Annotated in this window: 26 protein-coding genes; 10 read left to right on the top strand and 16 right to left on the bottom strand. The window is 72.1% G+C overall.

Annotated elements, in window-relative coordinates; genetic code table 11:
• Nucleotides 1–40: 40 nt before the first annotated feature.
• The 3 genes from VH969_RS11550 to VH969_RS11540 form a co-directional block, all read right to left on the bottom strand.
• A complete protein-coding gene (locus tag VH969_RS11550; protein WP_331973690.1) occupies nt 41–727 on the bottom strand; it encodes a response regulator in 687 nt (228 codons plus the stop codon).
• Nucleotides 724–1,974, bottom strand: coding sequence for a sensor histidine kinase (locus tag VH969_RS11545; protein WP_414638478.1), 1,251 nt, complete (start codon nt 1,972–1,974; stop codon nt 724–726). Before VH969_RS11545 ends, VH969_RS11550 begins: the two co-directional genes overlap by 4 nt.
• 107 nt (nt 1,975–2,081) lie before the next feature.
• Nucleotides 2,082–3,005: an oxidoreductase gene (locus VH969_RS11540; protein WP_331973689.1), complete on the bottom strand. Its 924-nt coding sequence runs from the start codon at nt 3,003–3,005 to the stop codon at nt 2,082–2,084.
• Between the two features lie 219 nt (nt 3,006–3,224).
• Between VH969_RS11540 and VH969_RS11535 the strand changes: the two genes are divergently transcribed.
• Nucleotides 3,225–3,878, top strand: coding sequence for a DNA-binding response regulator (locus tag VH969_RS11535; RefSeq protein WP_331973688.1), 654 nt, complete (start codon nt 3,225–3,227; stop codon nt 3,876–3,878).
• A 56-nt stretch (nt 3,879–3,934) separates the two neighbouring features.
• On the opposite strand, the gene VH969_RS11530 is transcribed toward VH969_RS11535, so the two are convergent.
• The 5 genes from VH969_RS11530 to VH969_RS11510 form a co-directional block, all read right to left on the bottom strand.
• Nucleotides 3,935–4,711 (bottom strand): phosphoglyceromutase, encoded by a 777-nt coding sequence (locus VH969_RS11530; protein WP_331973687.1) that lies wholly within the window; start codon nt 4,709–4,711, stop codon nt 3,935–3,937.
• A 482-nt stretch (nt 4,712–5,193) separates the two neighbouring features.
• Nucleotides 5,194–5,697 (bottom strand): type III secretion system chaperone family protein, encoded by a 504-nt coding sequence (locus VH969_RS11525; protein WP_331973686.1) that lies wholly within the window; start codon nt 5,695–5,697, stop codon nt 5,194–5,196.
• Nucleotides 5,694–6,983 carry a D-inositol-3-phosphate glycosyltransferase gene (gene mshA / locus VH969_RS11520; RefSeq protein ID WP_331973685.1) on the bottom strand — a complete coding sequence of 430 codons (1,290 nt, stop codon included), beginning with the start codon at nt 6,981–6,983 and terminating at the stop codon, nt 5,694–5,696. The genes VH969_RS11525 and mshA overlap by 4 nt, the downstream gene beginning before the upstream one ends.
• 54 nt (nt 6,984–7,037) lie before the next feature.
• Nucleotides 7,038–7,865, bottom strand: coding sequence for an alpha/beta fold hydrolase (locus VH969_RS11515; RefSeq protein WP_331973684.1), 828 nt, complete (start codon nt 7,863–7,865; stop codon nt 7,038–7,040).
• A 22-nt stretch (nt 7,866–7,887) separates the two neighbouring features.
• Nucleotides 7,888–9,042 carry a L,D-transpeptidase gene (locus tag VH969_RS11510; protein WP_331973708.1) on the bottom strand — a complete coding sequence of 385 codons (1,155 nt, stop codon included), beginning with the start codon at nt 9,040–9,042 and terminating at the stop codon, nt 7,888–7,890.
• Between the two features lie 166 nt (nt 9,043–9,208).
• Here VH969_RS11510 and VH969_RS11505 point away from each other — a divergent pair, with 166 nt between their 5' ends.
• Complete coding sequence (locus VH969_RS11505; protein WP_331973683.1) at nt 9,209–9,952, top strand: SDR family NAD(P)-dependent oxidoreductase; 744 nt, start codon at nt 9,209–9,211, stop codon at nt 9,950–9,952.
• A gap of 146 nt (nt 9,953–10,098) precedes the next feature.
• On the opposite strand, the gene VH969_RS11500 is transcribed toward VH969_RS11505, so the two are convergent.
• Nucleotides 10,099–11,199 carry a UDP-N-acetylmuramate dehydrogenase gene (locus tag VH969_RS11500; protein WP_331973682.1) on the bottom strand — a complete coding sequence of 367 codons (1,101 nt, stop codon included), beginning with the start codon at nt 11,197–11,199 and terminating at the stop codon, nt 10,099–10,101.
• Nucleotides 11,200–11,224: 25 nt separating this feature from the next.
• Between VH969_RS11500 and VH969_RS11495 the strand changes: the two genes are divergently transcribed.
• On the top strand, nt 11,225–11,725 hold the full coding sequence (locus tag VH969_RS11495) for a DUF2505 domain-containing protein (protein ID WP_331973681.1): 501 nt from the start codon (nt 11,225–11,227) through the stop codon (nt 11,723–11,725).
• A gap of 68 nt (nt 11,726–11,793) precedes the next feature.
• The gene (locus tag VH969_RS11490) at nt 11,794–12,516 is read left to right on the top strand and encodes a class I SAM-dependent methyltransferase (protein ID WP_331973680.1); all 723 of its coding nucleotides are present in this window, start codon (nt 11,794–11,796) and stop codon (nt 12,514–12,516) included.
• Nucleotides 12,517–12,591: 75 nt separating this feature from the next.
• On the opposite strand, the gene VH969_RS11485 is transcribed toward VH969_RS11490, so the two are convergent.
• On the bottom strand, nt 12,592–13,449 hold the full coding sequence (locus tag VH969_RS11485) for an ADP-ribosylglycohydrolase family protein (RefSeq protein ID WP_331973679.1): 858 nt from the start codon (nt 13,447–13,449) through the stop codon (nt 12,592–12,594).
• A gap of 62 nt (nt 13,450–13,511) precedes the next feature.
• Between VH969_RS11485 and VH969_RS11480 the strand changes: the two genes are divergently transcribed.
• From VH969_RS11480 to VH969_RS11465, 4 genes are all read left to right on the top strand, one after another.
• The gene (locus VH969_RS11480) at nt 13,512–14,282 is read left to right on the top strand and encodes a MerR family transcriptional regulator (RefSeq protein WP_331973678.1); all 771 of its coding nucleotides are present in this window, start codon (nt 13,512–13,514) and stop codon (nt 14,280–14,282) included.
• 80 nt (nt 14,283–14,362) lie between these two features.
• The gene (locus tag VH969_RS11475) at nt 14,363–15,118 is read left to right on the top strand and encodes a maleylpyruvate isomerase N-terminal domain-containing protein (protein ID WP_331973677.1); all 756 of its coding nucleotides are present in this window, start codon (nt 14,363–14,365) and stop codon (nt 15,116–15,118) included.
• On the top strand, nt 15,115–15,972 hold the full coding sequence (gene purU, locus VH969_RS11470) for a formyltetrahydrofolate deformylase (RefSeq protein ID WP_331973676.1): 858 nt from the start codon (nt 15,115–15,117) through the stop codon (nt 15,970–15,972). The genes VH969_RS11475 and purU overlap by 4 nt, the downstream gene beginning before the upstream one ends.
• Complete coding sequence (locus tag VH969_RS11465; protein WP_331973675.1) at nt 15,972–16,913, top strand: isopenicillin N synthase family dioxygenase; 942 nt, start codon at nt 15,972–15,974, stop codon at nt 16,911–16,913. The genes purU and VH969_RS11465 overlap by 1 nt, the downstream gene beginning before the upstream one ends.
• A gap of 11 nt (nt 16,914–16,924) precedes the next feature.
• Here the strand turns inward: VH969_RS11465 and VH969_RS11460 are convergent, their stop codons facing one another.
• The 6 genes from VH969_RS11460 to VH969_RS11435 form a co-directional block, all read right to left on the bottom strand.
• Nucleotides 16,925–17,476: a YbaK/EbsC family protein gene (locus tag VH969_RS11460; RefSeq protein WP_331973674.1), complete on the bottom strand. Its 552-nt coding sequence runs from the start codon at nt 17,474–17,476 to the stop codon at nt 16,925–16,927.
• A gap of 13 nt (nt 17,477–17,489) precedes the next feature.
• Nucleotides 17,490–17,777, bottom strand: a complete 288-nt coding sequence (locus VH969_RS11455) for a DUF2516 family protein (protein ID WP_331973707.1) — start codon at nt 17,775–17,777, stop codon at nt 17,490–17,492.
• 111 nt (nt 17,778–17,888) lie between these two features.
• The gene (locus tag VH969_RS11450) at nt 17,889–18,569 is read right to left on the bottom strand and encodes a hypothetical protein (protein ID WP_331973673.1); all 681 of its coding nucleotides are present in this window, start codon (nt 18,567–18,569) and stop codon (nt 17,889–17,891) included.
• Between the two features lie 5 nt (nt 18,570–18,574).
• Entirely contained in the window at nt 18,575–19,102 is a 528-nt protein-coding gene (locus tag VH969_RS11445; protein WP_331973672.1) for a helix-turn-helix domain-containing protein, read from the bottom strand.
• A 143-nt stretch (nt 19,103–19,245) separates the two neighbouring features.
• Nucleotides 19,246–19,878, bottom strand: coding sequence for an ATP-binding protein (locus tag VH969_RS11440; protein ID WP_331973671.1), 633 nt, complete (start codon nt 19,876–19,878; stop codon nt 19,246–19,248).
• 24 nt (nt 19,879–19,902) lie between these two features.
• A complete protein-coding gene (locus VH969_RS11435) occupies nt 19,903–20,265 on the bottom strand; it encodes a TFIIB-type zinc ribbon-containing protein (protein ID WP_331973670.1) in 363 nt (120 codons plus the stop codon).
• A 125-nt stretch (nt 20,266–20,390) separates the two neighbouring features.
• Here VH969_RS11435 and VH969_RS11430 point away from each other — a divergent pair, with 125 nt between their 5' ends.
• Both VH969_RS11430 and VH969_RS11425 read left to right on the top strand, forming a co-directional pair.
• A complete protein-coding gene (locus VH969_RS11430; RefSeq protein WP_331973669.1) occupies nt 20,391–21,179 on the top strand; it encodes a 3-hydroxybutyrate dehydrogenase in 789 nt (262 codons plus the stop codon).
• A 56-nt stretch (nt 21,180–21,235) separates the two neighbouring features.
• Nucleotides 21,236–21,656 (top strand): MFS transporter (locus VH969_RS11425; protein ID WP_331973706.1); only part of this gene is annotated, 421 nt, incomplete at its 3' end.

The raw sequence follows: 21,656 nt of genomic DNA, 5'->3' as shown, positions 1-21,656 counted from the left end.
CGCTAGGTTACAGGCCGGTCGCGACTCGGGAAGAACTTCTTCACGATTCGAACTTGTACCCGAGTCCACGCACGGTAACCAGGTGCCGGGGCGAAGCCGGGTCCGGCTCGATCTTGGACCGCAGCCGCTTCACGTGGACGTCGAGGGTCTTGGTGTCACCGACGTAGTCCGCGCCCCAGACCCGGTCGATCAGCTGCCCGCGGGTGAGCACCCGGCCGACGTTGCGCAGCAGGTACTCGAGCAGGTCGAACTCCTTCAGCGGCAGCGGGATCTCGCCGCCGGCGACGGTCACGACGTGCCGCTCGACGTCCATCCGCACCGGCCCGGCGGCGAGCACCTGCGGTAACAGCTCACCGTCGCCCGGCTCGCCGCCGCGGCGAAGCACCGCGCGGACCCGGGCGATCAGCTCGCGGGCGGAGTAGGGCTTGGTCACGTAGTCGTCGGCGCCGATCTCGAGGCCGACGACCTTGTCGATCTCGCTGTCCCGGGCGGTCACCATGATCACCGGGACGCTCGAGCGCTGGCGCAGCGCCTTGCAGACGTCCGTGCCGCTCATGCCGGGAAGCATGAGGTCGAGCAGCACGATGTCGGCGCCGTTGCGGTCGAACTCCTCGAGCGCCTGCTGCCCGGTGTTCGCAACGGCGGCGGTGAAACCCTCCCTGCGGAGGAGGAACGCGAGCGGGTCCGCGAAGGACTCCTCGTCCTCGACGATCAGCACCCTAGTCACAATGCCGCCTCCCCGGAGTTCTCACGTTCGGTCACGTCGGCAGGTGTTGCCGGCGGTTTGGTCTGTTTCCTGTGGCTGGGGCGCGTCGCGTTCCCCTGAGGTGCGGTCGGCGAACGGGCGGGTTTCTCACCCGATGGCGAACCGGCGTGGGCGGGAATGCGCAGCGTGAACGTGGAGCCGGTGCCCGGCCGGCTCCAGAGCCTCACCTCGCCGCCGTGGTTGGCGGCGACGTGCTTGACGATCGCGAGCCCGAGCCCGGTCCCCCCGGTGGCCCGCGAGCGCGCCTTGTCGAGGCGGTAGAACCGCTCGAAGACGCGCTGCTGCTCGTCCTCGGGGATCCCGATGCCGCGGTCGGTGACCGCGATCTCGACGAACTCGCCGACCTGGCGGCGGCTGATCGACACGGGGCTCCCGGGCGGCGAGTAGGCGACCGCGTTCTCCAGCAGGTTCGCGAGCGCGGTGACGAGCAGCGTCCGGTCGCCCTCGACGAGCAGGCGGCTGTCCTGGTCGGTGGCGATCGCGATCCCGGTCGTGTCCTGGCTCGGCTGCGCTCGGCTGAGCGCGTCGCGCACGACGGCGTCGACGTCGACGGCGTTCAGCTCGGGCAGCCGCTCGGCGCCCTGCAGCCGGGAGAGCGCGATGAGCTCGGTGACGAGCGTGCCGAGCCGGGTCGCCTCGTGGAGGATCTTGCCGGTGAACCGGCGGACCGACCCTGGGTCGTCGGCGGAGTCGAGCACGGCCTCGGCGAGCAGGGCCATCGCGCCGACCGGGGTCTTGAGCTCGTGGCTGACGTTGGCTACGAAGTCGCGGCGGGTGGCCTCGAGGCGGACGGCTTCGGACTCGTCGGCCGCGTCGATGGCCATGAAGCCGTCGCCGAGCGGGCGGATCTCGCCGCGTACCGCCTCCGGGCCGCGGCCGAGCCCGACGCGCTGGGCGCGCGAGAGCTCGATCTCCACCGGCTCGCCGGTCTCCTTGACCTGCGCGGCGGCCTTCTTGGTGTCGGCGTCCACGCGGCGGTTGCGGACCACGCCGAGCTCGATCGCGCGCGAGTTGTGCAGCACGACGTCGCCGAACTCGTTGAGGATCACGATCGCGTTGTGCGAGGACCGCATGAGCCGCTGGACGAGGACGGAGACGCTCGGCCCGGAGGGCGCCGGGGCGGCCGGCGGGCGGCGGGCCCGGCCGGCCAGAAAGCCCACGACGAGACCGGCGAGCAGCGCCGGCACGATCCAGACCAAGTCGGCCACGACCGAATCGTAAGCAGGTCAGGTGCGGTACGGACCAGTCCGGCGCGGCCCGGAGTGACGCTCGTGACGTCGCCGGCGGTGATGTTCGTTCCGGCGTCGTCTCCCGTTCACCCGATCGTGTCCAACCGGGCAAGATCGTCGTCGGTGAGCCGCAACGCGCCCGCGGCGACGTTCTGCTCGAGGTGCTCGAGGTTGCCCGTGCCGGGGATGGCCAGCACGTTCGCTCCCTTGTGCAGCGTCCACGCCAGCCGGACCTGCGCCGGGGTAACCCCGTGCTCGCGCGCGACCTGCTCGGCGGCCGCGGCGGCGGCCCGGTCGCGGTCGGTCTGCTCGCGCTTGCTCGGCGCACCGCTGACGTTGCCACCGCCGGCGATCGCGAAGAACGGCACGAAGGCCACGCCGTGCTCGGCACAGAGCGTGATCAGGGTGTCGTCCTCGCGCGCGGTGGTGAGCGAGTACTTGTTCTGCACGCACACGACCGGCGCGATCGTCATGGCCTCCGCGAGGTGCTCGGCGCCGACGTTGGAGAGGCCGAGGTGGCGGATGAGGCCGGCCTCGCGCAGCTCCGCGAGCGCGCCGAACCGGTCGGCGAGCGAGCCCTCCCCACGCTCGAGCGCGGCGCCGATGCGCAGGTTGACGACATCGAGATGGTCGCGGCCGAGCTGGCGCAGGTTCTCCTCGACCTGACCGCGCAGCTGCTCGGGCCGGGCGGCCGGCAGCCACTCGCCGGACGGGCCGCGGCCGGGGCCGACCTTGGTGGTGATCACGAGGTCGTCCGGGTACGGCGCGAGCGCGGTGTTGATCAGCTCGTTGGCCGAGCGGAGGGCGGAGAAGTAGAACGCGGCGGTGTCGATGTGGTTGACGCCGAGGTCGACGGCCCGGCGCAGCACGGCGATGACGGTGTCCCGGTCGCTCGGCGTGCCGTCGGCCTTGGCCATGATCCGCATGGCGCCGTAGCCGAGCCGGTTGACGGTGCGGTCGCCGAGGCGCCAGGTCCCCGCGGCGGCCGCGGTGATCGTTTCCGTGGTCATGACTGTTCCGCCTCTCCGGAATCCACCCTCGTGGTCGCCTTGAGTCGGTACGCGGCGGTTCGGCGCGTACCGGTGGCTGGGTTGCGTCCCGTTCCCCTTGGGTGCGGTTGGCAGGTTGGTTTCATGCCTCCAGCGTTGTGCCCGGGCGATCATCTCGCCGGGCTTGGCAACTTGTTGCCGATACCGGTTACCCGTTCGCGATGGGGGCAGACTGGCGGCATGGAGACGGCCGAGGTCGCGATCGTGCGCGGCGAGGAAGAGCTGTTCGCCCGCACCGCGCACCTGTTCGCGGCGGCGAGCGACGTCGCCTGCGCGGCGAACGACCTCAACACCTGGGCCGCGACCCGGCCGCGGCCGGAGATCGCCGAGGGCGTGGCCGAGCACCACCGGGCGGGCGTGCGGGTGCGCAAGCTCTACCGGCCGGGTGTGCTGCTGAACCCGTCGACTGCCCAGCACCTGGCGACCCTGCGCGACGCGGGTGCGGACATCCGGATCACCCGGGACGACGTCAACGAGACGATCATCCTCGACCGCCGGGTGGTGATCCTCGCCGGCGACCTTTCCGCGGGCCGGCGCTCGTACAGCGTCGTGTCGCGGCCGGAGGTCGTGCAGGGTGTGGCGTCGCTGTTCGAGGTGGCGTGGCGGTCCTCGGTGGAGCTCGCGGTGTACGACGCCGAACTGACCGAGCTGCGCATGCTCGCGCCGCGGGTCCTGGAGCTGTTGGCATCGGGCGGGAAGGACGAGTCGGCGGCGCGTGCGCTCGGGCTGGGCGTGCGCACCTACCGGCGTCGGGTCGCCGAGCTGATGGCCGCGCTCGGCGCGGAGTCGCGGTTCCAGGCCGGGGTCCGGGCGCGGGAGCTGGGCCTCGTCTGACGGCAGGCCCACCGGCGGGCTCACTCTTCCGTTCGGGTGCGCGGCCTGCCTTTCCGCTACTGGCGGCCCTGGTTGGCCACCGCCTCCATGGCCCGTTCCGCGGCCTCCTGGTCGAGGTACTCGCCGCCCGGCTTGACCGGTTGCAGGTCCTGCGTCAGGTCGTAGCGCAGCGGGATGCCCGTCGGGATGTTGAGCCCCGAGATGGCGTCGTCCGTGATGCGGTCCAGGTACTTCACCAGCGCGCGCAACGAGTTCCCGTGCGCGGCGATCAGCACCGTCCGGCCGGCGCGCAGGTCGGGGACTATGTCCGACTCCCAGTACGGCAGCAGGCGCCCGACCACGTCCTTCAGGCACTCGGTCAGCACGGTGTTGGCGCCGACCTCGATGTACCGCGCGTCCGCGTCCTGGCTGAACTCGCTGCCCCGCTCGATCGGCGGCGGCGGCACGTCGTAGGAGCGGCGCCAGAGCTTGAACTGGTCCTCGCCGTACTGCTCGCGCGTCTGCTTCTTGTTCTTGCCCTGCAGCGCGCCGTAGTGCCGCTCGTTCAGCCGCCAGTCCCGGCGCACCGGGATCCAGTGCCGGTCCACGACGTCCAGGGCGATGTTCGCCGTGCTGATCGCCCGGCGCAGCAGCGACGTGTGCACGACCTCGGGCAGCAGGCCGTGCTCACCGAGCAGCTCGCCGCCGCGCCGCGCCTCGGCCTCGCCCTTCTCCGACAGGCCGACGTCGACCCAGCCGGTGAAGAGGTTGAGCGCGTTCCACTCGCTCTCGCCGTGGCGCAGCAGAATCAGGGGGCCGAGAGTCGCGCCACCCCGGCGCATCGATCCAGCCATGACACCAGCCTGCCAGACTCGCCATCACCGCACGTTGGCACCCGTTCAGGGCAGCGACGAGGCGCACGGAGACGAATAGTTGACTCGCCAACTTGCTTCGTCGCCAAATCGTTACCTACGGAATGCAATTAACCGCACGCGCGATGAGCCGTGGCCTTGTGTAACCGGCCGACTTCTGACAGGTTGACAGCGCCCGACCGGATCAGCTCCCACGCACTCCCTGATCCGAGAGGGCAGCAGAGCGGCTCGTCTCCCCTGCCGAGCCGCGCCCGCCCGGAATCCCAGGGTGCCCCCCGCCTCAGGGCTCCGACGCGGCGGGAAACCCACGCGGGGCGGCTCGAGATCGCGACTCCCCCCTCGCTCGAGCCGCCCCCGGCCCGCCTCTCCCCGGAATTCAAAGTGTCCGTTGCGTTCCAGCGGGCGGTGCCGGTTTGGCGGTTGGTTGAAGCTGGGTGGCGTCACGGTCCCTGAGGTTGCGTTGCTCAGTCCAAGACGTCGGGGTTGCTTGGGGTCAGTAGGTGTTTGAAGGCTTTTAGGTTCGCCACGGATTCGCCGCGCGAGACTCGCCACTCGTACTCGCGCTGGATCGACGAGGCGAAGCCGATCTCCAGCAGCGTGTTGAAGTCACCGTCGGCCGCCTCGACGACCTGGCCCAGCACCCGGTCCAGCTCGTCCGCGGTGATCGCCGGCAGGCCCACGCGGCCGACCAGGTAGATGTCGCCGACCTGGTCGATCGTGTAGTGCACGCCGTAGAGCTTCGCGTTGCGCTGCAGCAGGAAGCGGTACACGGCCTCGTGCGCCTCGTCGGGCCGCCGGCACACGAACGCCTCGACGACCATCGCGTGCTCGCCGACCTGCAGCCAGCAGTTGGTCTGCAGCTTCTTCGTCCCCGGCAGGGTCACGAAGAACCGGCCGGGCCCGGGGTGGTCGTAGGTCAGCTCGCGCTCGTCGAGCGTCGAGGAGATCACCGCGTCCAGGTCCGTCACACCGCCACCCCAGTGTCGAAGACCGCGCGCCGGAACGCGCCGGCGGCCTCGACATAGCCTGCCACCAGCTCGTCGGTCGTGCGGTCCCAGGAGAAGCCGCGCGCGTGTCCGACGGCGTTCGCGGCGAGCCGGGCGCGCAGCACGGGGTCGAGCGCGACGCGGGCGAGGGCGTCGGCCCAGGCGGCCGGCTCGTGGCCGCGCACGAGGAAACCGGACGACCGGTCCGCGACGGCGACCGGAAGCCCGCCGACGGCGGCCGCCACGACCGGCGTCCCGCACGCCTGCGCCTCGAGCGCGACGAGGCCGAACGACTCGTTGTGACTGGGCACCGCGACGACGTCGGCCGCCCGGTACACGTCGACCAGCTCCGCCCCCTGGCGTGGCGGCAGGAACCGGACCACGTCCGCGATGCCGAGCGCACCGGCCAGCTCCTGCAGCGACGTCGGCGCGTCCAGGCCCGTGCCGGACGGCCCGCCGGCCACCACGACCACCAGCCGCTCGCGGGACACGCCCCCGCGGGCCAGCAGCTCGGCCGCCGCCCGCAGCAACACGTCCGGCGCCTTCAGCGGCTGGATGCGGCCCACGAAAGCGAGCACGACGGCGTCCGGCCGGATGCCGAGCGCGGCGCGCGCGGCGGCCCGGTCGCCGGGCGCGAAGAGGTCCAGGTCGACGCCCGGCGCCACGGTGTTGACCTTGCCGGGCGCCGCGGCGTAGAGGTCGACGAGCTGGCCGGCCTCGACCGGCGTGTTGGCGATGAGCTGGTCGGCCTGGTCGACGACCTGCTGCTCGCCGATCACGCGGGTGCGCGGCTCGGGGGTGTCGCCGGAGGCCAGCGCGAGGTTCTTGACCTTGGCGAGCGTGTGCGCGGAGAACACCAGCGGCACGCCCCAGCGGTCCCGGGCGAGCCAGCCGACCTGGCCGGAGAGCCAGTAGTGCGAGTGCACGAGGTCGTAGTAGCCCGGCTCGTGGAAGGCCTCCGCCCGCAGCACGCCCGCGGTGAACGCGCACAGCTGGGCCGGCAGCTCGTCCTTGCCGAGCCCCTCGAACGGCCCGGCGTGCACATGCCGGACCAGCACGCCCGGCGCGAGCTCGGCGACCGGGGGCAGGTCGGAGGAGGTGGCCCTGGTGAACACCTCGACGGAGATGCCGCGGCGAGCCATGCGGGTCGCGGTCTGCGTGATGTAGACGTTCATGCCGCCCGCGTCGCCCGTGCCCGGCTGCTCGAGCGGCGACGTGTGCACCGAGAGCACCGCGACCCGGCGGGGTGGCCGGTGCAGGCGTACCACGGAACCAGCGACGGACCCGGCACTCGCACTGTCTTCCCGCACATCCACTCCCGACTAGTGGCTGGCGGACCCCGCGAAGTCGCGCAGGACCGCGTTGAACTCCGAGCCCCGTTCCGCGAACGGCATGTGGCCCACCTGTGGGAACCAACGCATGCGGGCGCCGGGAATCTTCCCGGCCGCGTACTCGGCCGCCCGCGGGCTGATCACCTCGTCCTGCTCGCCGTGTACCACCAGAACCGGCATCGACACCCCGGCCAGCACTTCCGCGCTGCCGAGCGTTCGCCGGAACAGGGCCGCCCGCACGGCGGGCGGCACGCGCAACATATCCGACAGGCGCCGCTGGACCTCGGCCCCGGACGCGGCCGCCGCGGTCATCCGGCCGGCGAGGGCGGTCAGCGCGGGCACCGCCTCCTGCGGGTCCTCGGACAGCGCCGGGCGCATCAGCCCGTCCCAGGCGGGGCCGACCTCGCCGCCGGGGTTGCCCTTGCCGATCTCGGTGATCGCGCCGACGAGCACGATCCCGCGCACGCCGTCGGCGCCACGTTCACGCAGGTAGTCGGCGATGACGAGGCCGCCGTAGGACCAGCCCACGAGCACCGCGGGCCCGGTCCGGTCGAGCACGGCCGCGACGTCGGCGGCCCAGACCGCCGGATCGGCGTAGCCGCCGGCGGCCGGGTCGGGCGCGGCGGACTCGCCGTGTCCGCGCAGGTCGACGGCGACGAGCCGGTGGCCGGAGGCCAGGTCCGGGTCGGCCAGCTGGCCCGCCCACGCCGTGCCGCTGGCTGCCCAGCCGTGCAGCAAGACGATGGGCGGCCTGCCCGTGGCGCCGGCCTCGCGGACGGCCAACCGCACGCCGCCCGCGCCCGCCACGTCCGCGATCACGCGGGGATCACAAGCCCGGGAATCACAACGCCGACATCGTCTGCCACTGGCTCCACGGGATCAGCCAGTCGAACACGTCCGACGTGGCCGGGTAGTTCGCCTTGGAGCCGGTGATCTCGACCGGGTCACCGATAAGCGCGCTGTCGAAGTACTTCTTCGCGTCCGACTCGAAGAGGTTCACGCAGCCGTGCGAGCTGTTCTTCACCCCGATGTTGGCGTGGTTCTCCTCGTTCTCGTGGATGTACTCGCCGTGGTTCGAGATGCGCACGGCCCACTTCTTCTTGACGTTCGTGTAGCCGTAGCGGGGGTTGGAGAAGTCGCCGACCGGCTCCTTGGCCATGACGATCACGGTGCCGTTGGGCGTGTTGCGGTTCGGGTCCGCGTCGTCGCCGTTGCTCGACGGGTAGCTCGCGTAGAGCGCACCGTCGCGGTACACGTTCATCTTGTGGTCAGGTGTGTTGATCTTCACGACCTGGTTGCGGCCGATGGTGAACGACGTGGACAGGTCGGACTTGCCGTACGCGCCGTCGCCGTAGTCGAGGCCGTAGAGCTTGGCGTTCACGGTGACCGTCGTGTTCGCGGGCCAGTACTCCTTGGGCCGCCAGTCCAGCTGCTGCGAGTTGAGCCAGCCCCAGGCGCCCTCGACCGGGACGGAGGTCTTGACCTCGAGGGCCTTCTCCACGGCGGCCTTGTCCTTCGGCGGGCCCTCGGGGAACTTGATGCTGATCGGCATGCCGACGCCGACGGTCGCGCCGTCGCCGGGGTTGACGGTGGCGCGCGGGGTCGACGCGGGGGCGAGCGTGGTGAAGCTGCCCTCCTCCGTGGACTCCTTGCCCTCCTTGCTCCTCGCGCTGGCGGAGTACTTGTAGGTCTTGCCGTAGCCGAGGACCTCGGAGCTGGTCCAGCTGAGCTTGTCCGGCGCGAGCTTGCCGGTGACCTTCTTGCCCGACGGGCTGGTCAGGGTGGCCGCGGTGAGCTCGCCGCCCTGCACGGTGATCTTGATCGGGTCGAGGACGGGCACGTCCTTGGCGCCGTCGGCCGGCGCGAAGGTGATCTTCGCGGCGGGTGTCTCGTCCTTCTTCTTCTCCTTCAGGCTCTCACCGAAGGAGCCGCCGTCGCCGGAGTCGTCGGAGCACGCGGCGAGCAGCGTGACGCTCGCCAGCATGGCGACGACCATCCCGAACAACCGCTTGGATCTCACCGTCTTAAACCTCCGCCTGAGTCTGGCCCTCGTGTGTGAGGACGCCCGAGAGCCTGGCAAGGGTGCGTGGGGAAGAGTGTGACAGTGGTCATACTCCGCCCGGCATCCACCTCGGATACCTCCCGGGGAAGGATCGGTAAACGTGAACGACAACGGCACGGCGATCATTTCCGGAGCGAGCTCGGGCATCGGCGAGGCCACCGCGCGGGGGCTGGCCGCGGCCGGGCTCCACGTGGTACTGGGTGCCCGCCGGCTGGATCGTCTCGAGGCCATAGCCTCGGAGATCGGCGGCACGGCGCTCCCACTTGACGTGACGTCCCCCTCATCGGTCGCGGAGTTCGTCGCCGCGCTGCCCGCCACGCCGGGCCGGCTCGTGCTCGTCAACAACGCCGGGGGCGCGCGTGGCCTGGAACCGGTCGAGTCGGCCGACGAGGACCACTGGCGCTGGATGTGGGAGACGAACGTCCTCGGCACGCTGCGGCTGACGAAGTCCTTGCTACCGCGACTGGTCGACTCCGGCGACGGGCACGTCGTGACGGTCACCTCGGTCGCCGCGTTCGAGACCTACGACAACGGCTCGGGCTACACGAGCGCCAAGCACGCGCAGTCCGCGCTGCACCGGACGCTGCGCGGCGAGCTGCTCGGCCGGCCGGTCCGGTTCACCGAGATCCTGCCCGGCATGGTGGAGACGGAGTTCTCCCTCGTGCGCTTCGACGGCGACGCCGCCCGCGCGGACGCGGTCTACCAGGGCATCACGCCGCTCACGGCGCAGGACGTCGCGGACACGATCGTCTACGCGGTGACCCGCCCGCCACACGTGAACATCGACCAGATCGTCCTCAAGCCACGCGCCCAGGCGTCCGCGACCCGCGCGCACCGCGAGTAGGACCGGTCTCGCGGATCATTGCGCGAGGTCTCGCGTCGACACCGGCACCTCGGGGGACCGTGACGGCACGCAACCACAATCGACAGACCATCCGGACCGTCCGCCGGAACGCAACCGACACCTTGAATTCCGGGGCGGCGGACTGCTCAGAGCGTGCAGCCGACCAGGACCGGCTCGGGGTGCAGCTCGACGCCGAAGGCCGCGCGCACGCCGTCGCGGATCTCGCGGGCCAGGCTCAACAGGTCCGCCGTGGACGCCGAGCCGCGGTTGGTCAGCGCCAGGGTGTGCTTGCCGGACAGGGAGACCCGGCCGTCTGCGGCCGTGTGGCCCTTCCCGAAGCCGGCCCGCTCGATGAGCCACGCGGCCGACAGCTTCGACGCGCCGACGCCCGCCGGGTACTGCGGGACCGGCACCTCCGCACCCACCCGCGCGGCGATCCGCGACAGCACGCCGCCGAGGTCGCGCTTCAGCACGATCGGGTTCGTGAAGAACGAGCCGACGCTCCACGTGTCGTGGTCGGCGGTGTCGAGCACCATCCCCTTGCCGCGCCGCAGCTCCAGCACCGCCTCGCGCGCCCGCTCGACCGGCACCTGCCGGCCCTGCCGCACGCCGAGCACCCGCGCGAGCTCGGTGTACCGGATCGGCGCGGACATCCCGCCGTCCGCGAGCTCGAAGCGGACCCGCAGCACGACCGCCCGCTCGGTGCCCTTCAGCACGCTCGTCCGGTAGCCCAGCCCCAGCTCGTCCGCGGCGAGCGTGCGGATCTCCCCGGCCGCGCGGTCCAGCAGGTCGACCGAGATCAGCAGCTCGGAGATCTCCACGCCGTACGCGCCGACGTTCTGCACCGGCGTCGCGCCGACCGAGCCCGGGATGCCGGACAGGCACTCGAGGCCGCCGAGCCCGGCCTCGACCGTCCGGCAGACCACGGCGTCCCAGTCCTCGCCGGCCTCGACCGTGAGCGCCACCCGCCCGTCACCGAGCGAGTCGATCTTGCTGCCGGTGTTGGCCACCTGCACGACCGTGCCGTCGAACCCCTCGTCCGCGACCACGAGGTTCGACCCGCCGCCCAGCACGAGCACCCGCTCGCCCCGCCCGTCGGCCGCTCTGACCGCCGCCGCGACGTCCTCCGCCGTGCCCGCCGCCAGGAACCGGGCGGCAGGGCCGCCGAGCCGCAGCGTGGTGTACCCGGACAGGGGAACTGCGGATCGGGCCACGATCCCGTCCGCACCGAGGGGGAGGCTGGTCATGGGCCCCAACGGTAACCTCCGTCGCATGGCAACCAGCCTGGAGCACCGGTCGACCTTCGCAGCGCCCGCCGACAAGGTCTACGACACGCTCACTGACGAGGCGTTTCTCTCCGAGCGCCTGCGTGACATCGGCGGCAAGGGCGCGGCCCTTCTCGATCATTCCCGCGACGGCGACCGCGTGTCGTTCCGGATGCGCCAGGGCGTGGACGCGTCCCGGCTGCCGGGCGCCGTGCGGTCCATCCTCAACGGCGACCTCGTCGTCGAGCGCGAGGAACGCTGGCAACCCGACGGCGGCCACCACGCCGGTACCAGCCGCGTGACGATCGCCGGCGTGCCGGGCGAGATCAAGGGCCGCTCGCGGATCGCCGGCACGGGCGCCGAGGCGACGCTCGTGATCACCGCCCAGGTGAAGGTGAGCATCCCGCTGATCGGCGGCAAGCTCGAGAAGGTCGTCGCGGAGCAGGTCGGCAAGCTCCTGGCCGCGGAGGCCGAGTACGCCCAGAAGTGGCTGGCCGGGCGCGCCTGACCGGCCCCCTGGGCTCGCCGACCAGGGGGACGACGAATCCGAACCGGCTGCGCCGGGTTGACCGATGGATGACGGGCTCCGCCCTCGTGCGCGCCGCGCTGGGCGCCAACACGGACACCGACTCGCCGCTGGTCGTCGACGTCGGGTACGGCGCGTCGCCGGTGACCACAGTGGAGCTCGCCGCGCGGCTGCGGTCGGTGCGGGACGGCCTGCGGGTGCTGGGCCTGGAGCTCGATCCCGACCGGGTGGCCGCCGCGGCGCACGCGGCCGACCCGCCGCGGCTGGACTTCGGCCGCGGCGGTTTCGAGCTGGCGGGCGCCCGGCCCGCCCTGGTGCGCGCGTTCAACGTGCTGCGCCAGTACTCGGCGGCCGAAGTGGACGCCGCGTGGTCGGCGATGACCGGGCGGCTGGCGCCGGGCGGCCTGGTGGTCGAGGGCACGTGTGACGAGCTGGGCCGGCGGTGCTGCTGGGTGACGCTGTCGGCGGCCGGGCCGCTGCTGTTCACGCTGGCCTGCCGGCCGGCCGAGCTGGCGCGGCCGTCGGACCTGGCCGAGCGGCTGCCGAAGTCGCTGATCCACCGCAACGTGCCGGGCGAGCCCGTGCACGCGCTGTTCGAGGCGCTCGACCGCTGCTGGGCCACGGCGGCGCCGTTCTCCCCGTACGGCCCGCGTGCCCGGTGGGTGGAGACCGCCCGGCTGCTCGCGGCCGCGGGCTGGCCGGTCCGCGACGGCCGCAAACGCTGGCGGCTGGGCGAGCTGTCCCTGGACTGGTCGGCCGTGCGCCCGAACTGAGACGGGCCGGCGTCAGGGTCTGGCCGTCCTTCGTGGTCACGTTCGTCGAGTAGCCGGCCGGCAGGGCCGGCCCGGTCAGCCGGAGGTGATCACCCACTCCGGCAACGGTTCGCACGCCGAGCGCCACTGCTTCGGCACACCGGCCGCGCCGACCCGGGCGGCGACGATGCCACCGACGATCGCGCACACCGTGTCGGTGTCCTCGGCCACGCCCGCCGCGGTCCAGACGGCTTCGGGGTAGTCCTCCAGGTGCCGCGCGGCCACCCACAACGCGAGCGGCACGGTGTCCGCGGCGCTCAGCCGCGCGCCCGTGCCGAGCGCCGCCGCCGCGTCGGCCGGCGCCGCCTCGGCGAGCGTGGTCGCCGTCTCGACGCCGTCGCGGACCTCGCCGGCCTGGGTGTGCGCGAGCACCGCGGCGTAGAGCTCGCCGACCGGCGCGCCGCTCGCCGCGAGCGAGGCGGCCACGGCGGTCGCGACCGCGCCGGCGACACCCTCCGGGTGCGTGTGCGTGACCCGGGCCGACTCCGCGGCCGCACGCGCCGCGGTGGCCGGATCGCCGGCGAACCACGCGCCGAGCGGCGCCACCCGCATCGCCGCGCCGTTGCCCCACGAACCCGAGCCACCGAACGCGGCCGCGGCCTGCTCGCGCAGCGGCACCCCGCCCGCCGCACGCAGCATCGCCTCGACGCCGGGGCCGTAGTTCCGGTCCGGATCGTGGTGCTCCACGAAGCTCGCGGCGAGCGCGTCCGTGTCGAGGCCGCGGTGCGCGGCCAGCACGCGCACGACCGAGCACGCCATCTCCGTGTCGTCGGTCCACCGCCACGGCTGCGGCGGCAGGACCCTGCCGCGGGCGTCGGTCACCTGCTCGCCGAGGGCGTCGCCGACCGCGAGGCCCCGCAGGCTCGCCCGGGCTCGGCGCAGTCGGTCGTCCATGCCGTGGTTGGTACCACATCGGGTTTGACCTTGACGTTACGTCAACTTCTATCGTGGCTGTCATGGCGTGGTCGATCGCCCAGGTGGCGCGGATGTCCAGGGTGACGTCCCGGACGCTGCGGCACTACGACGAGATCGGCCTGCTGCGGCCGGCCCGGGTCGGCGCGAACGGGTACCGCTACTACGAGCAGGAGCAGCTGCTGCGGCTGCAGCACATCCTCGTCATGCGCGAGCTGGGCGTGGGCCTCGAGACGATCGCCGAGATCGTGCACGGGGGCCGCGACGAGATCGACGTGCTGCGCCTGCACCGGAAGTGGCTGCTCGCCGAGCGCGACCGCTTCGAGCGGCTGGCCGACACGGTGTCCCGCACCATCGAGGAGCTGAAGGGAGGTGAGAACGTGAACGCGAAGCCAGGCAGGTCGATGGACCACTGGTTCGAGGGCTTCGACTCCGCGAAGCAGGCGGAGCTGACCGAGGAGGCCCGGCAGCGCTGGGGCGCCGAGCAGGTGGACGCCGCCAACGCGCGGGTGGCTGGCAGGTCCGAGCAGTGGTGGCAGGACCAGGGAGCACAGTGGACGGCGCAGCTGACCGCGCTGACGGAGCTGATCGACGCCGGCAAGGAGCCGGCCGACGCCGAGGTGCAGGACGTGATCGCCGGCCACTACCGGTGGATCACGCAGTACTGGACGCCGAACCGGGAGTCCTACACGGGGCTGGGCGACGTGTACGCCGAGGACCCACGGTTCCGGGCGAACTTCGACCGGACCGACCCGCGGCTGGCGGAGTTCCTGCGCGCGGCGATGGCCGAGTACGCGCGGACGCGCCTCGAGTAGGCCCTGGCCGGGAGAGCCGCGGATCTCCCGGCCGGCGCCGCACGGCCATGCGCGCCCCGCGGGCGCACTATCCTCCACGCGTGGAGTTCGCGAGCAACCTCGAGCGCATCGAACAGCAGGCGAACGCGTTGCGGGCCGCGGCCGTGGCCGCCGGGCCCGCTGCCGCGGTACCGACCTGTCCGGATTGGACGGTCCACCGGCTCGTCCGGCACATCGCCCGCGTGCACAACATGGTCCGGGGCGCGCTCGACACCGAGCCGAGCGTGCGGATGCCGCCGGCCGAGCAGCCGCCCGAGGACTGGGCCGAGCTGCTGGCGTGGTGGGACCAGCAGCTCAAGGCGATGCTGGGCGACCTGCGCGCCAAGGGCCCGGACGTCCCGTGCTGGGTGTTCGGCATCACGGACGACGTGGCGCTGGCCCGCTCCGGGTTCTGGGCCCGCCGCCAGGCGCACGAGACCGCGATCCACCGCCTCGACGCCGAGCACGCGCACGCCGGGTCGGCCGAGCCGGGCGCCGTGCCGTCGCTGGTGTTCGACCCGGAGCTCGCCGCGGACGGCATCGACGAGGCACTCGTGCTGATGGTCCCGCGCAAGCTCGCCCGCGAGCGGCCAGACGCCGAGGGCACCGTCCTCTTCCACGCCGCCGACGCCGGCCGCGCGTGGCTCGTCCGGCTCGTCCCGGGAGAGATCCCCCAGGTCGGGCCGGCCGACGAGGTGGCCACCGACGCCTCCGTGGTGGGCACCGCGGACGCCGTCTACCGCGCCGCGTGGCACCGGCCGACCACCGCGATCGTCAACGGCGACCGCGCCCTCGTCGACGTGCTGAGAACGCCGTGAGCCGCCGCTTCGTGATCACCTTCGGGTGCCCGGACCGCATCGGCATCGTGGCCCGGATCGCGACGTTCCTCGCCGAGGTCGGAGGGCTGATCGTCGAAGCGGCATACCACACCGACCAGGACACCGGCTGGTTCTTCACCCGCCAGGAGATCAGCGCGGACACGGTCCCGATGGGCATCGACGAGCTGCGCGCCCGCTTCGGCGCGATCGCGAGCGAGCTCGCCGAGGACAGCGACTGGCAGATCCTCGACACCGACGAGCGGCGCCGCGTGGTGATCCTGGTGTCCCGGGAGGGCCACTGCCTCTACGACATCCTGGGCCGCGTGGCCTCGGGCGAGCTGGACGTCGACATCCCGGCCGTCATCGGCAACCACCCCGACCTGGCCGCGATCACCGAGGCACACGGGATCCCGTTCCACCACGTGCCGTTCCCCGTCGACGGCAAGCAGGCCGCGTTCGACCGGCTGCGCACGCTGGTCGGCGCCGCGGACGCGCACGCGATCGTGCTGGCCCGGTTCATGCAGATAGTGCCGGCGCAGCTGTGCCGGGAGTGGAGCGGCCGGGCGCTGAACATCCACCACAGCTTCCTGCCGTCGTTCGTCGGCGCGAAGCCCTACCACCAGGCGCACCGCCGCGGGGTCAAGCTGATCGGCGCGACGTGCCACTACGTCACCGCGGAGCTCGACGCCGGCCCGATCATCGAGCAGGACGTCATCCGCGTCGGCCACGCGGACTCGATCACCGACATGGTCCGCCGCGGTCGCGACATCGAGAAGGTCGTGCTCGCGCGCGGCCTGCGCTGGCACCTGGAGAACCGCGTCCTCGTGCACGGCAACAAGACGGTGGTCTTCTAGTGCTGCCGGTCATCGACATCACCTCGCCCGCGGCGGCCGCCCCGGAGATCGCGCGCGCGTGCCGGGAGACCGGCTTCTTCTACGTGACCGGCCACGGCGTGCCGGCGTCGCTGCGTGCCGAGCTGGACGCGCGGAGCCGGGAGTTCTTCGCGCTGCCGGTCGAGGAGAAGCTGCGGATCGAGATGTCCCGCGGCGGCCGGGCGTGGCGCGGCTACTTCCCCGTCGGCGGCGAGCTGACCTCGGGCGCTCCGGACCTCAAGGAGGGCCTGTACTTCGGCACCGAGCTGCCCGCGGGCCACCCCCTGCCGCTGCACGGCCCGAACCTGTTCCCGCCGGGGGTGCCCGCCCTGCGCGACACAGTTCTGTCCTACATGGACAAGCTGACCGCGGTGGCCCAGGACGTGCTGCGCGGCATCGCGCTGAGCCTCGGCCTGGACGCGGAGTACTTCGCGGCGGGTTACACGGCGTCGCCGACCGTGCTCTTCCGGATCTTCCACTACCCGCCGTCGCCGCCGGACGCACCGGGCTGGGGCGTCGGCGAGCACACGGACTACGGGCTGCTGACGCTGCTCGCCCAGGACGACAACGGCGGCCTGCAGGTCCACACGCCGTCCGGCTGGCTCGACGCGCCGCCGCTGCCGGACGCGTTCGTCTGCAACATCGGCGACATGCTGGAACGCCTGACCGGCGGCTGGTACCGCTCGACCCCGCACCGGGTGCGCAACACGAGCGGCCGCGGCCGCCTGTCGTTCCCGTTCTTCCTGGACCCGGACTTCACCAAGGAGGTCCCGCCGCTACCCGACCGCGCGGCCACGGACCCCGGCGGCCGCCGCCGCTGGGACGGTGCGAGCCCGCTGGCCTTCGAGGGCACGTACGGCGACTACCTCACGGCCAAGGTGGCGAAGGTCTTCCCGGAGCTGCACCGCGACGTGCGGCACTGAGGCCGGGGCCGTCAGCGCCCGAGGTCCTCGACGACCTCGGCGCCGGGCAGTGCGGCCAGCGTCGGCCCGGGGATGAGGATCTTGCTGCCCCGGATGCCGCTCCCGACGACGAGCTCCGGCGCGGCCACCACCGTGGGATCCAGCAGCAGCGGCCAGCCGTCGGGCAGGCCGAGCGGCGTGATGCCCCCGTACGCCATCCCGGTCAGCTCCACCGCGCGGTCCATCGGCGCGAACGACGCCTTCCGGACGTCCAGCCGCCTGCGCACGACGCCGTTGACGTCGGCCCGGGTGGTCGCGAGCACCAGGCAGGCGGCGAACCGCTCCTCGCCGGACCGCCTGCCGGCCACGACGACGCAGTTCGCGGACGCCGCGAGCGGCGATCCGTACGCCTCGCAGAACGCCGCGGTGTCCGCCAGGTCGGGGTCGATCGCGGCCACGCCCACGCGCGCGGCGTGCTCGGCCGGCAGCTCGGCGAGGGCCTTCGCCACCGGGTCGGCGAGCAGGTCGGGGCGGTCGAGGGCACGCGCCACCGTGAGTGATCCGGAGATGGTCCAGCTCGTCACGCGGCCAACCTAGTCACCATCGCTGGCCGCGCTGCACCTCGATCAGCCTGGGCCGGACATCGACGATGTAGACGAGCGCGGCCACCAGGCCGGCTATCCAGAAGATCCAGCCGATCCCCGCGAAGCTGAACAGCAGCAGCGCCGCGGTGGCGCCGCCGGTGATACCGAGCCAGGCCGGTTTGGTCAGCCGGTCGATGGCCGCGTAGGCGTCCGGCCGTTGCATCAGCGCGTGAATGAATGCGAAAACGCCGACCGGGACGGCGGCCCAGTCGATGATCCGCAGTATCAGCATCGCTTCCATCGGCACCCATCCAGACTACGTGCGCATCGCAACCACTTGCCAGCGCACCTGGTCATGGCGCCGAAAAGGCCCCGGCACCTGGGGTGCCGGGGCCTTCACTGGCGGACGCCTTTACTTCTTGGTGCCGCCGTCGGTCTTGCGCGTGGTCGAGGCCGTCCGGGTCGTCGCGGCCTTGCGCGGCGCGGTCCGGTTCGCGGCCTTGCGGGAGGCGCTGCGCACCTCGTGCGCCACGTCGTCACCGAGGTCCTCGATGGTCGTGGCGGCGTCCGCACCGGCCTTCGACGCGGCCCGCGCGGTCTTCTCGCCGACCGAGCGGGTCCGGCGGGTCACCTTGGCCAGCACCTCGTCGGCCAGCTCGCGAGCGTCGCCCGCGGCCGCACCGACGACCCCGCCGACGCGCTCCTGCAGCGTGGCGATGGCCTCCTCGAGCTGCTCCAGGGCCTTGCGGACCTGCGGCTGGCTACGCAGCTTGGTCAGCGTGCCCTCGCCCTGGTCGGCCAGCTTCTGGTACAGCTTCTGCGCGGCGTCGGTGTACTCGTCGACCAGCTTGCGCAGCTCGGCCGGGTCCAGCTTCTCGCGCACGCCGGCCAGGTCGCGGGGCAGCTCGTCGACGGCGCCACGGGCGGCGCCGGCGCCCTCGTTGACCCGGGTGCGGGTCTTGTTGACGGCGTCGCGCACGGCCTGGGTGGCCAGGTCGCCCGCGCCCAGCGCCGCGAGCAGCGGCGTCCGGAGGGCCTCGACGGCCTGCTCGCCGGCCTTGCGCACGTCTTCGGTCTTCGGCAACGCAACCATGTGTCTCACTTCTCCTCAGATGCGGGGCCCATCGGCTCGATTACAACGTCCACATCGGACCCCTCCACTGTGGACTGTGCAGTCGTCTTCATTGTCGTCGTCGTGGTCGCCGCGTTCTCGCGGCGGAACGACTCGTAGATGTCCAGCAGAACCTGCTTCTGCCGTTCGGTGAGCACCTCGTCGGCACGCACCGCATCGACCACCGGGCCGCCGTGCGCGACATCGAGGATGCCGGCCCGCACGTACAGCGCCTCCGCCGAGATCCGTAGGCCCTTGGCGATCTGCTGGAGAATCTCCGCACTCGGTTTCCGCAGGCCCCGCTCGATCTGGCTGAGGTAGGGGTTGGACACGCCGGCGAGCTTGGACAGCTGGCGCAGCGAGATCTTCGCGCTGCTGCGCTGCTGCTTGATGTACTCGCCGATGTCCCGCCCGAGGTCGGCGACCTTGTCGGCCACGTCGTTGATGCCGGTGTTGATGCTGCTGTTGATGGTTCGACCGTGGCCGTCCCGGCTTGGCTGGTCGGTCTCACTCATCCCGGTCACCTCCTCGCGACACCATTGACGGTACGCGCGCGTGCTAGCAGTTGCAAGCAGTCTGCTTGCGCAGGTGAAGTGGGTCCCATCACACCCGGTCGGCCCCCGGTCGGCTCGCTCTCGGCAGGCGATCCGCCGGTGCGTCAGGTCGTGGGAGCGAGGAGGTCGCGGACCCAGACGGCGACCCGGGCGGCGGTCTGCTCCGGGGTCATCGCCGTCGTGTCCAGCAGCGTCATCGGTGGCTTCGTGTTGGCGTACTCGGTCACCACCCACTGGTTGAACTCCAGCATCTCCGCGATGCGCTCCTCGTCCCACGCGCGCCATGCCGGGCGGGCCCGCAGCCGGGCCGCGAGCACCTCCGGCGCGCACGTCAGCGCCAGGTAGTGGATGTCGGTGAACAGGGCGCGCTCGGGCCACGACTCGAACTGCGGTGGCGCGACCGTCCCGCACAGCACGACCGGGCGGCCGCTCTGCTGCACGGACGCGGCCAGCCGCAGCCACGTCTGGCGGAAGGCCGCCGAGTCGCCCGCCGGGTCGCGCAGGGCGCCGACCCACAGCAGGTCCTGCTCGAGCACGACCGCGAGCGTGTCGAGCATCGGCACCAGCAGGCGGCCGACCGTGGACTTGCCCGTGCCGGAGGGCCCGGTCAACGCGAACAGCGGAAGGCGCCGGTACGGCTCGCGGTGTCCACAGAAGACACAGTCGAGAAGCGCGCCGGCGCCGTCGTCACGTACGCGGGGTTCGGAGATCCAGGCTCCGCACCCCGCACAGATCATCGGGTGCACGTGGAGCGGGTCTCGTCAGTCGAACAGCTGCTCCATGAAGCTCTTCCGCCGGCGATGACCATGACCACCCTGACCATGACCACCGTGGTACCCACGCGGCGAGTCCGGGTAACCGCCGCGCCCGTAGCCACGCGGCGAGTCAGGGTAACCACCGTGCCCGTACCCGCGCGGCGAGTCCGGGTAGTGGCCGCCCCGCACGGGCCCGCCACCCTGGTACGGCGGCGGTGCGGCGGCGGCCAGGTACTGCTGCTCGGCGTTCAGGATGGTCTCCAGCTCACCGCGGTCGAGGAAGATCCCACGGCAGCCGTCGCACTGCTCGATGTGGATGCCTTGACGGTCGACGGTGCGCATCGTGTTCTGGCACTTCGGGCAAATCACGCATCCAACCCTACGCAAACACGTCCGGCGACGGCCACACGTGTCCGCCGGCCACACCGAACCCCGCCGTGCTATGGCTCGTCCACACATGGCCTGTGAGACCCCATGTACCTAGCGTGAACGGCATGGAAGGTGCCCCAGCTCACAGCGGTCAGACCGGCGACCCGGCCCGGGATCTCGCCGGGCGCATCGCGATGGTCACCGGCGGCGGCAGCGGCATCGGCCGCGCCTGCGCGCACGAGCTCGCCGCGGCGGGCGCGAAGGTGCACGTGGTCGACCGGGACGCGGCGGCCGCCGAGAAGGTGGCCGGCGAGGTCGGCGGGTGGGCACACGTCGTGGACCTGGCCGACGCGGACGCGATCCGGACGCTGCCGGCCGAGGTCGACGTCCTCGTCAACAACGCGGGCCTGCAGCACGTCGCGCCGCTGCACGAGTTCCCGCCGGAGATGTTCACGCTGATCCAGCAGGTCATGGTGACCGCCCCGTTCCTGCTGATCCGCCGGTGCGTGCCGCACATGTACGCACGCGGCTGGGGCCGCATCGTGAACGTCTCCAGCGTCCACGGCCTGCGGGCGAGCGCGTACAAGGTCGCCTACGTCGCCGCCAAGCACGGGCTCGAGGGGCTGTCCAAGGTCGCCGCGATCGAGGGCGCCCCGCACGGCGTGACCAGCAACTGCGTCAACCCGGGTTTCGTGCGCACGCCGCTGGTCGAGAAGCAGATCGACGCGCAGGCGCAGGCGCACGACGTGCCACCCGGCGAGGTGGTCGAGAAGGTGCTGCTCGACCGCACACCGGTCAAGCGGCTGATCGAGCCGGCGGAGGTCGCCGCGCTCGTGCGGTGGCTGGCGAGCGAACCCGGCGGCTCGCTCACCGGCGCGTCCGTGCCGATCGACGGCGCGTGGAGCGCGAACTGACTCCCTGAAATCCCCCAACGAAGTGCGGTGATCTCGTGACAGCCCTGTCTTCAGCCATGCCCGAAAACGCCGGCAAGCGCCGGTCGCTGGCCCGGATCGTCTCGGCGAGCCTGATCGGCACGACCATCGAGTGGTACGACTTCTTTCTTTACGGCACGGCGGCGGCCCTGATTTTGAACCGCCTCTTCTTTCCGACCTTTGATCCATTGAGCGGAACGCTGGCATCGCTGGCGACATACTCCGTGGGCTTCCTGGCGCGTCCGATCGGCGGGATGGTGATCGGCCACTACGGCGATCGCGTCGGGCGAAAGTCCATGCTGGTCCTGACGCTCCTGATCATGGGCGTGGCGACGTTTCTCATCGGCTTGCTGCCGACATACGCGTCGGCCGGCGCGCTGGCGCCGGTGCTGCTGGTGGTGCTGCGGATGGCTCAGGGATTCGGCGTCGGCGGCGAATGGGGCGGCGCGATCCTGATGG

This window comes from Actinophytocola sp. (genome assembly GCF_036555685.1).
Lineage (GTDB): Bacteria > Actinomycetota > Actinomycetes > Mycobacteriales > Pseudonocardiaceae > Actinophytocola.
The sequence above is the reverse complement of the archived record's forward strand: the minus strand, read 5'-3'. Positions and strand labels throughout refer to the sequence as shown.

What these genes read in the sequence shown, in the direction of transcription:
- VH969_RS11540 (WP_331973689.1), bottom strand. Translation starts at nt 3,005, where the DNA reads ATGACCACGGAAACGATCACCGCGGCCGCCGCGGGGACCTGGCGCCTC.
- VH969_RS11535 (WP_331973688.1), top strand. Translation starts at nt 3,225, where the DNA reads ATGGAGACGGCCGAGGTCGCGATCGTGCGCGGCGAGGAAGAGCTGTTC.
- VH969_RS11530 (WP_331973687.1), bottom strand. Translation starts at nt 4,711, where the DNA reads ATGGCTGGATCGATGCGCCGGGGTGGCGCGACTCTCGGCCCCCTGATT.
- VH969_RS11510 (WP_331973708.1), bottom strand. Translation starts at nt 9,042, where the DNA reads ATGGTCGTCGCCATGCTGGCGAGCGTCACGCTGCTCGCCGCGTGCTCC.
- VH969_RS11500 (WP_331973682.1), bottom strand. Translation starts at nt 11,199, where the DNA reads ATGACCAGCCTCCCCCTCGGTGCGGACGGGATCGTGGCCCGATCCGCA.
- VH969_RS11495 (WP_331973681.1), top strand. Translation starts at nt 11,225, where the DNA reads ATGGCAACCAGCCTGGAGCACCGGTCGACCTTCGCAGCGCCCGCCGAC.
- VH969_RS11490 (WP_331973680.1), top strand. Translation starts at nt 11,794, where the DNA reads ATGACGGGCTCCGCCCTCGTGCGCGCCGCGCTGGGCGCCAACACGGAC.
- VH969_RS11485 (WP_331973679.1), bottom strand. Translation starts at nt 13,449, where the DNA reads ATGGACGACCGACTGCGCCGAGCCCGGGCGAGCCTGCGGGGCCTCGCG.
- VH969_RS11480 (WP_331973678.1), top strand. Translation starts at nt 13,512, where the DNA reads ATGGCGTGGTCGATCGCCCAGGTGGCGCGGATGTCCAGGGTGACGTCC.
- VH969_RS11455 (WP_331973707.1), bottom strand. Translation starts at nt 17,777, where the DNA reads ATGGAAGCGATGCTGATACTGCGGATCATCGACTGGGCCGCCGTCCCG.
- VH969_RS11450 (WP_331973673.1), bottom strand. Translation starts at nt 18,569, where the DNA reads ATGGTTGCGTTGCCGAAGACCGAAGACGTGCGCAAGGCCGGCGAGCAG.
- VH969_RS11445 (WP_331973672.1), bottom strand. Translation starts at nt 19,102, where the DNA reads ATGAGTGAGACCGACCAGCCAAGCCGGGACGGCCACGGTCGAACCATC.
- VH969_RS11440 (WP_331973671.1), bottom strand. Translation starts at nt 19,878, where the DNA reads ATGATCTGTGCGGGGTGCGGAGCCTGGATCTCCGAACCCCGCGTACGT.
- VH969_RS11430 (WP_331973669.1), top strand. Translation starts at nt 20,391, where the DNA reads ATGGAAGGTGCCCCAGCTCACAGCGGTCAGACCGGCGACCCGGCCCGG.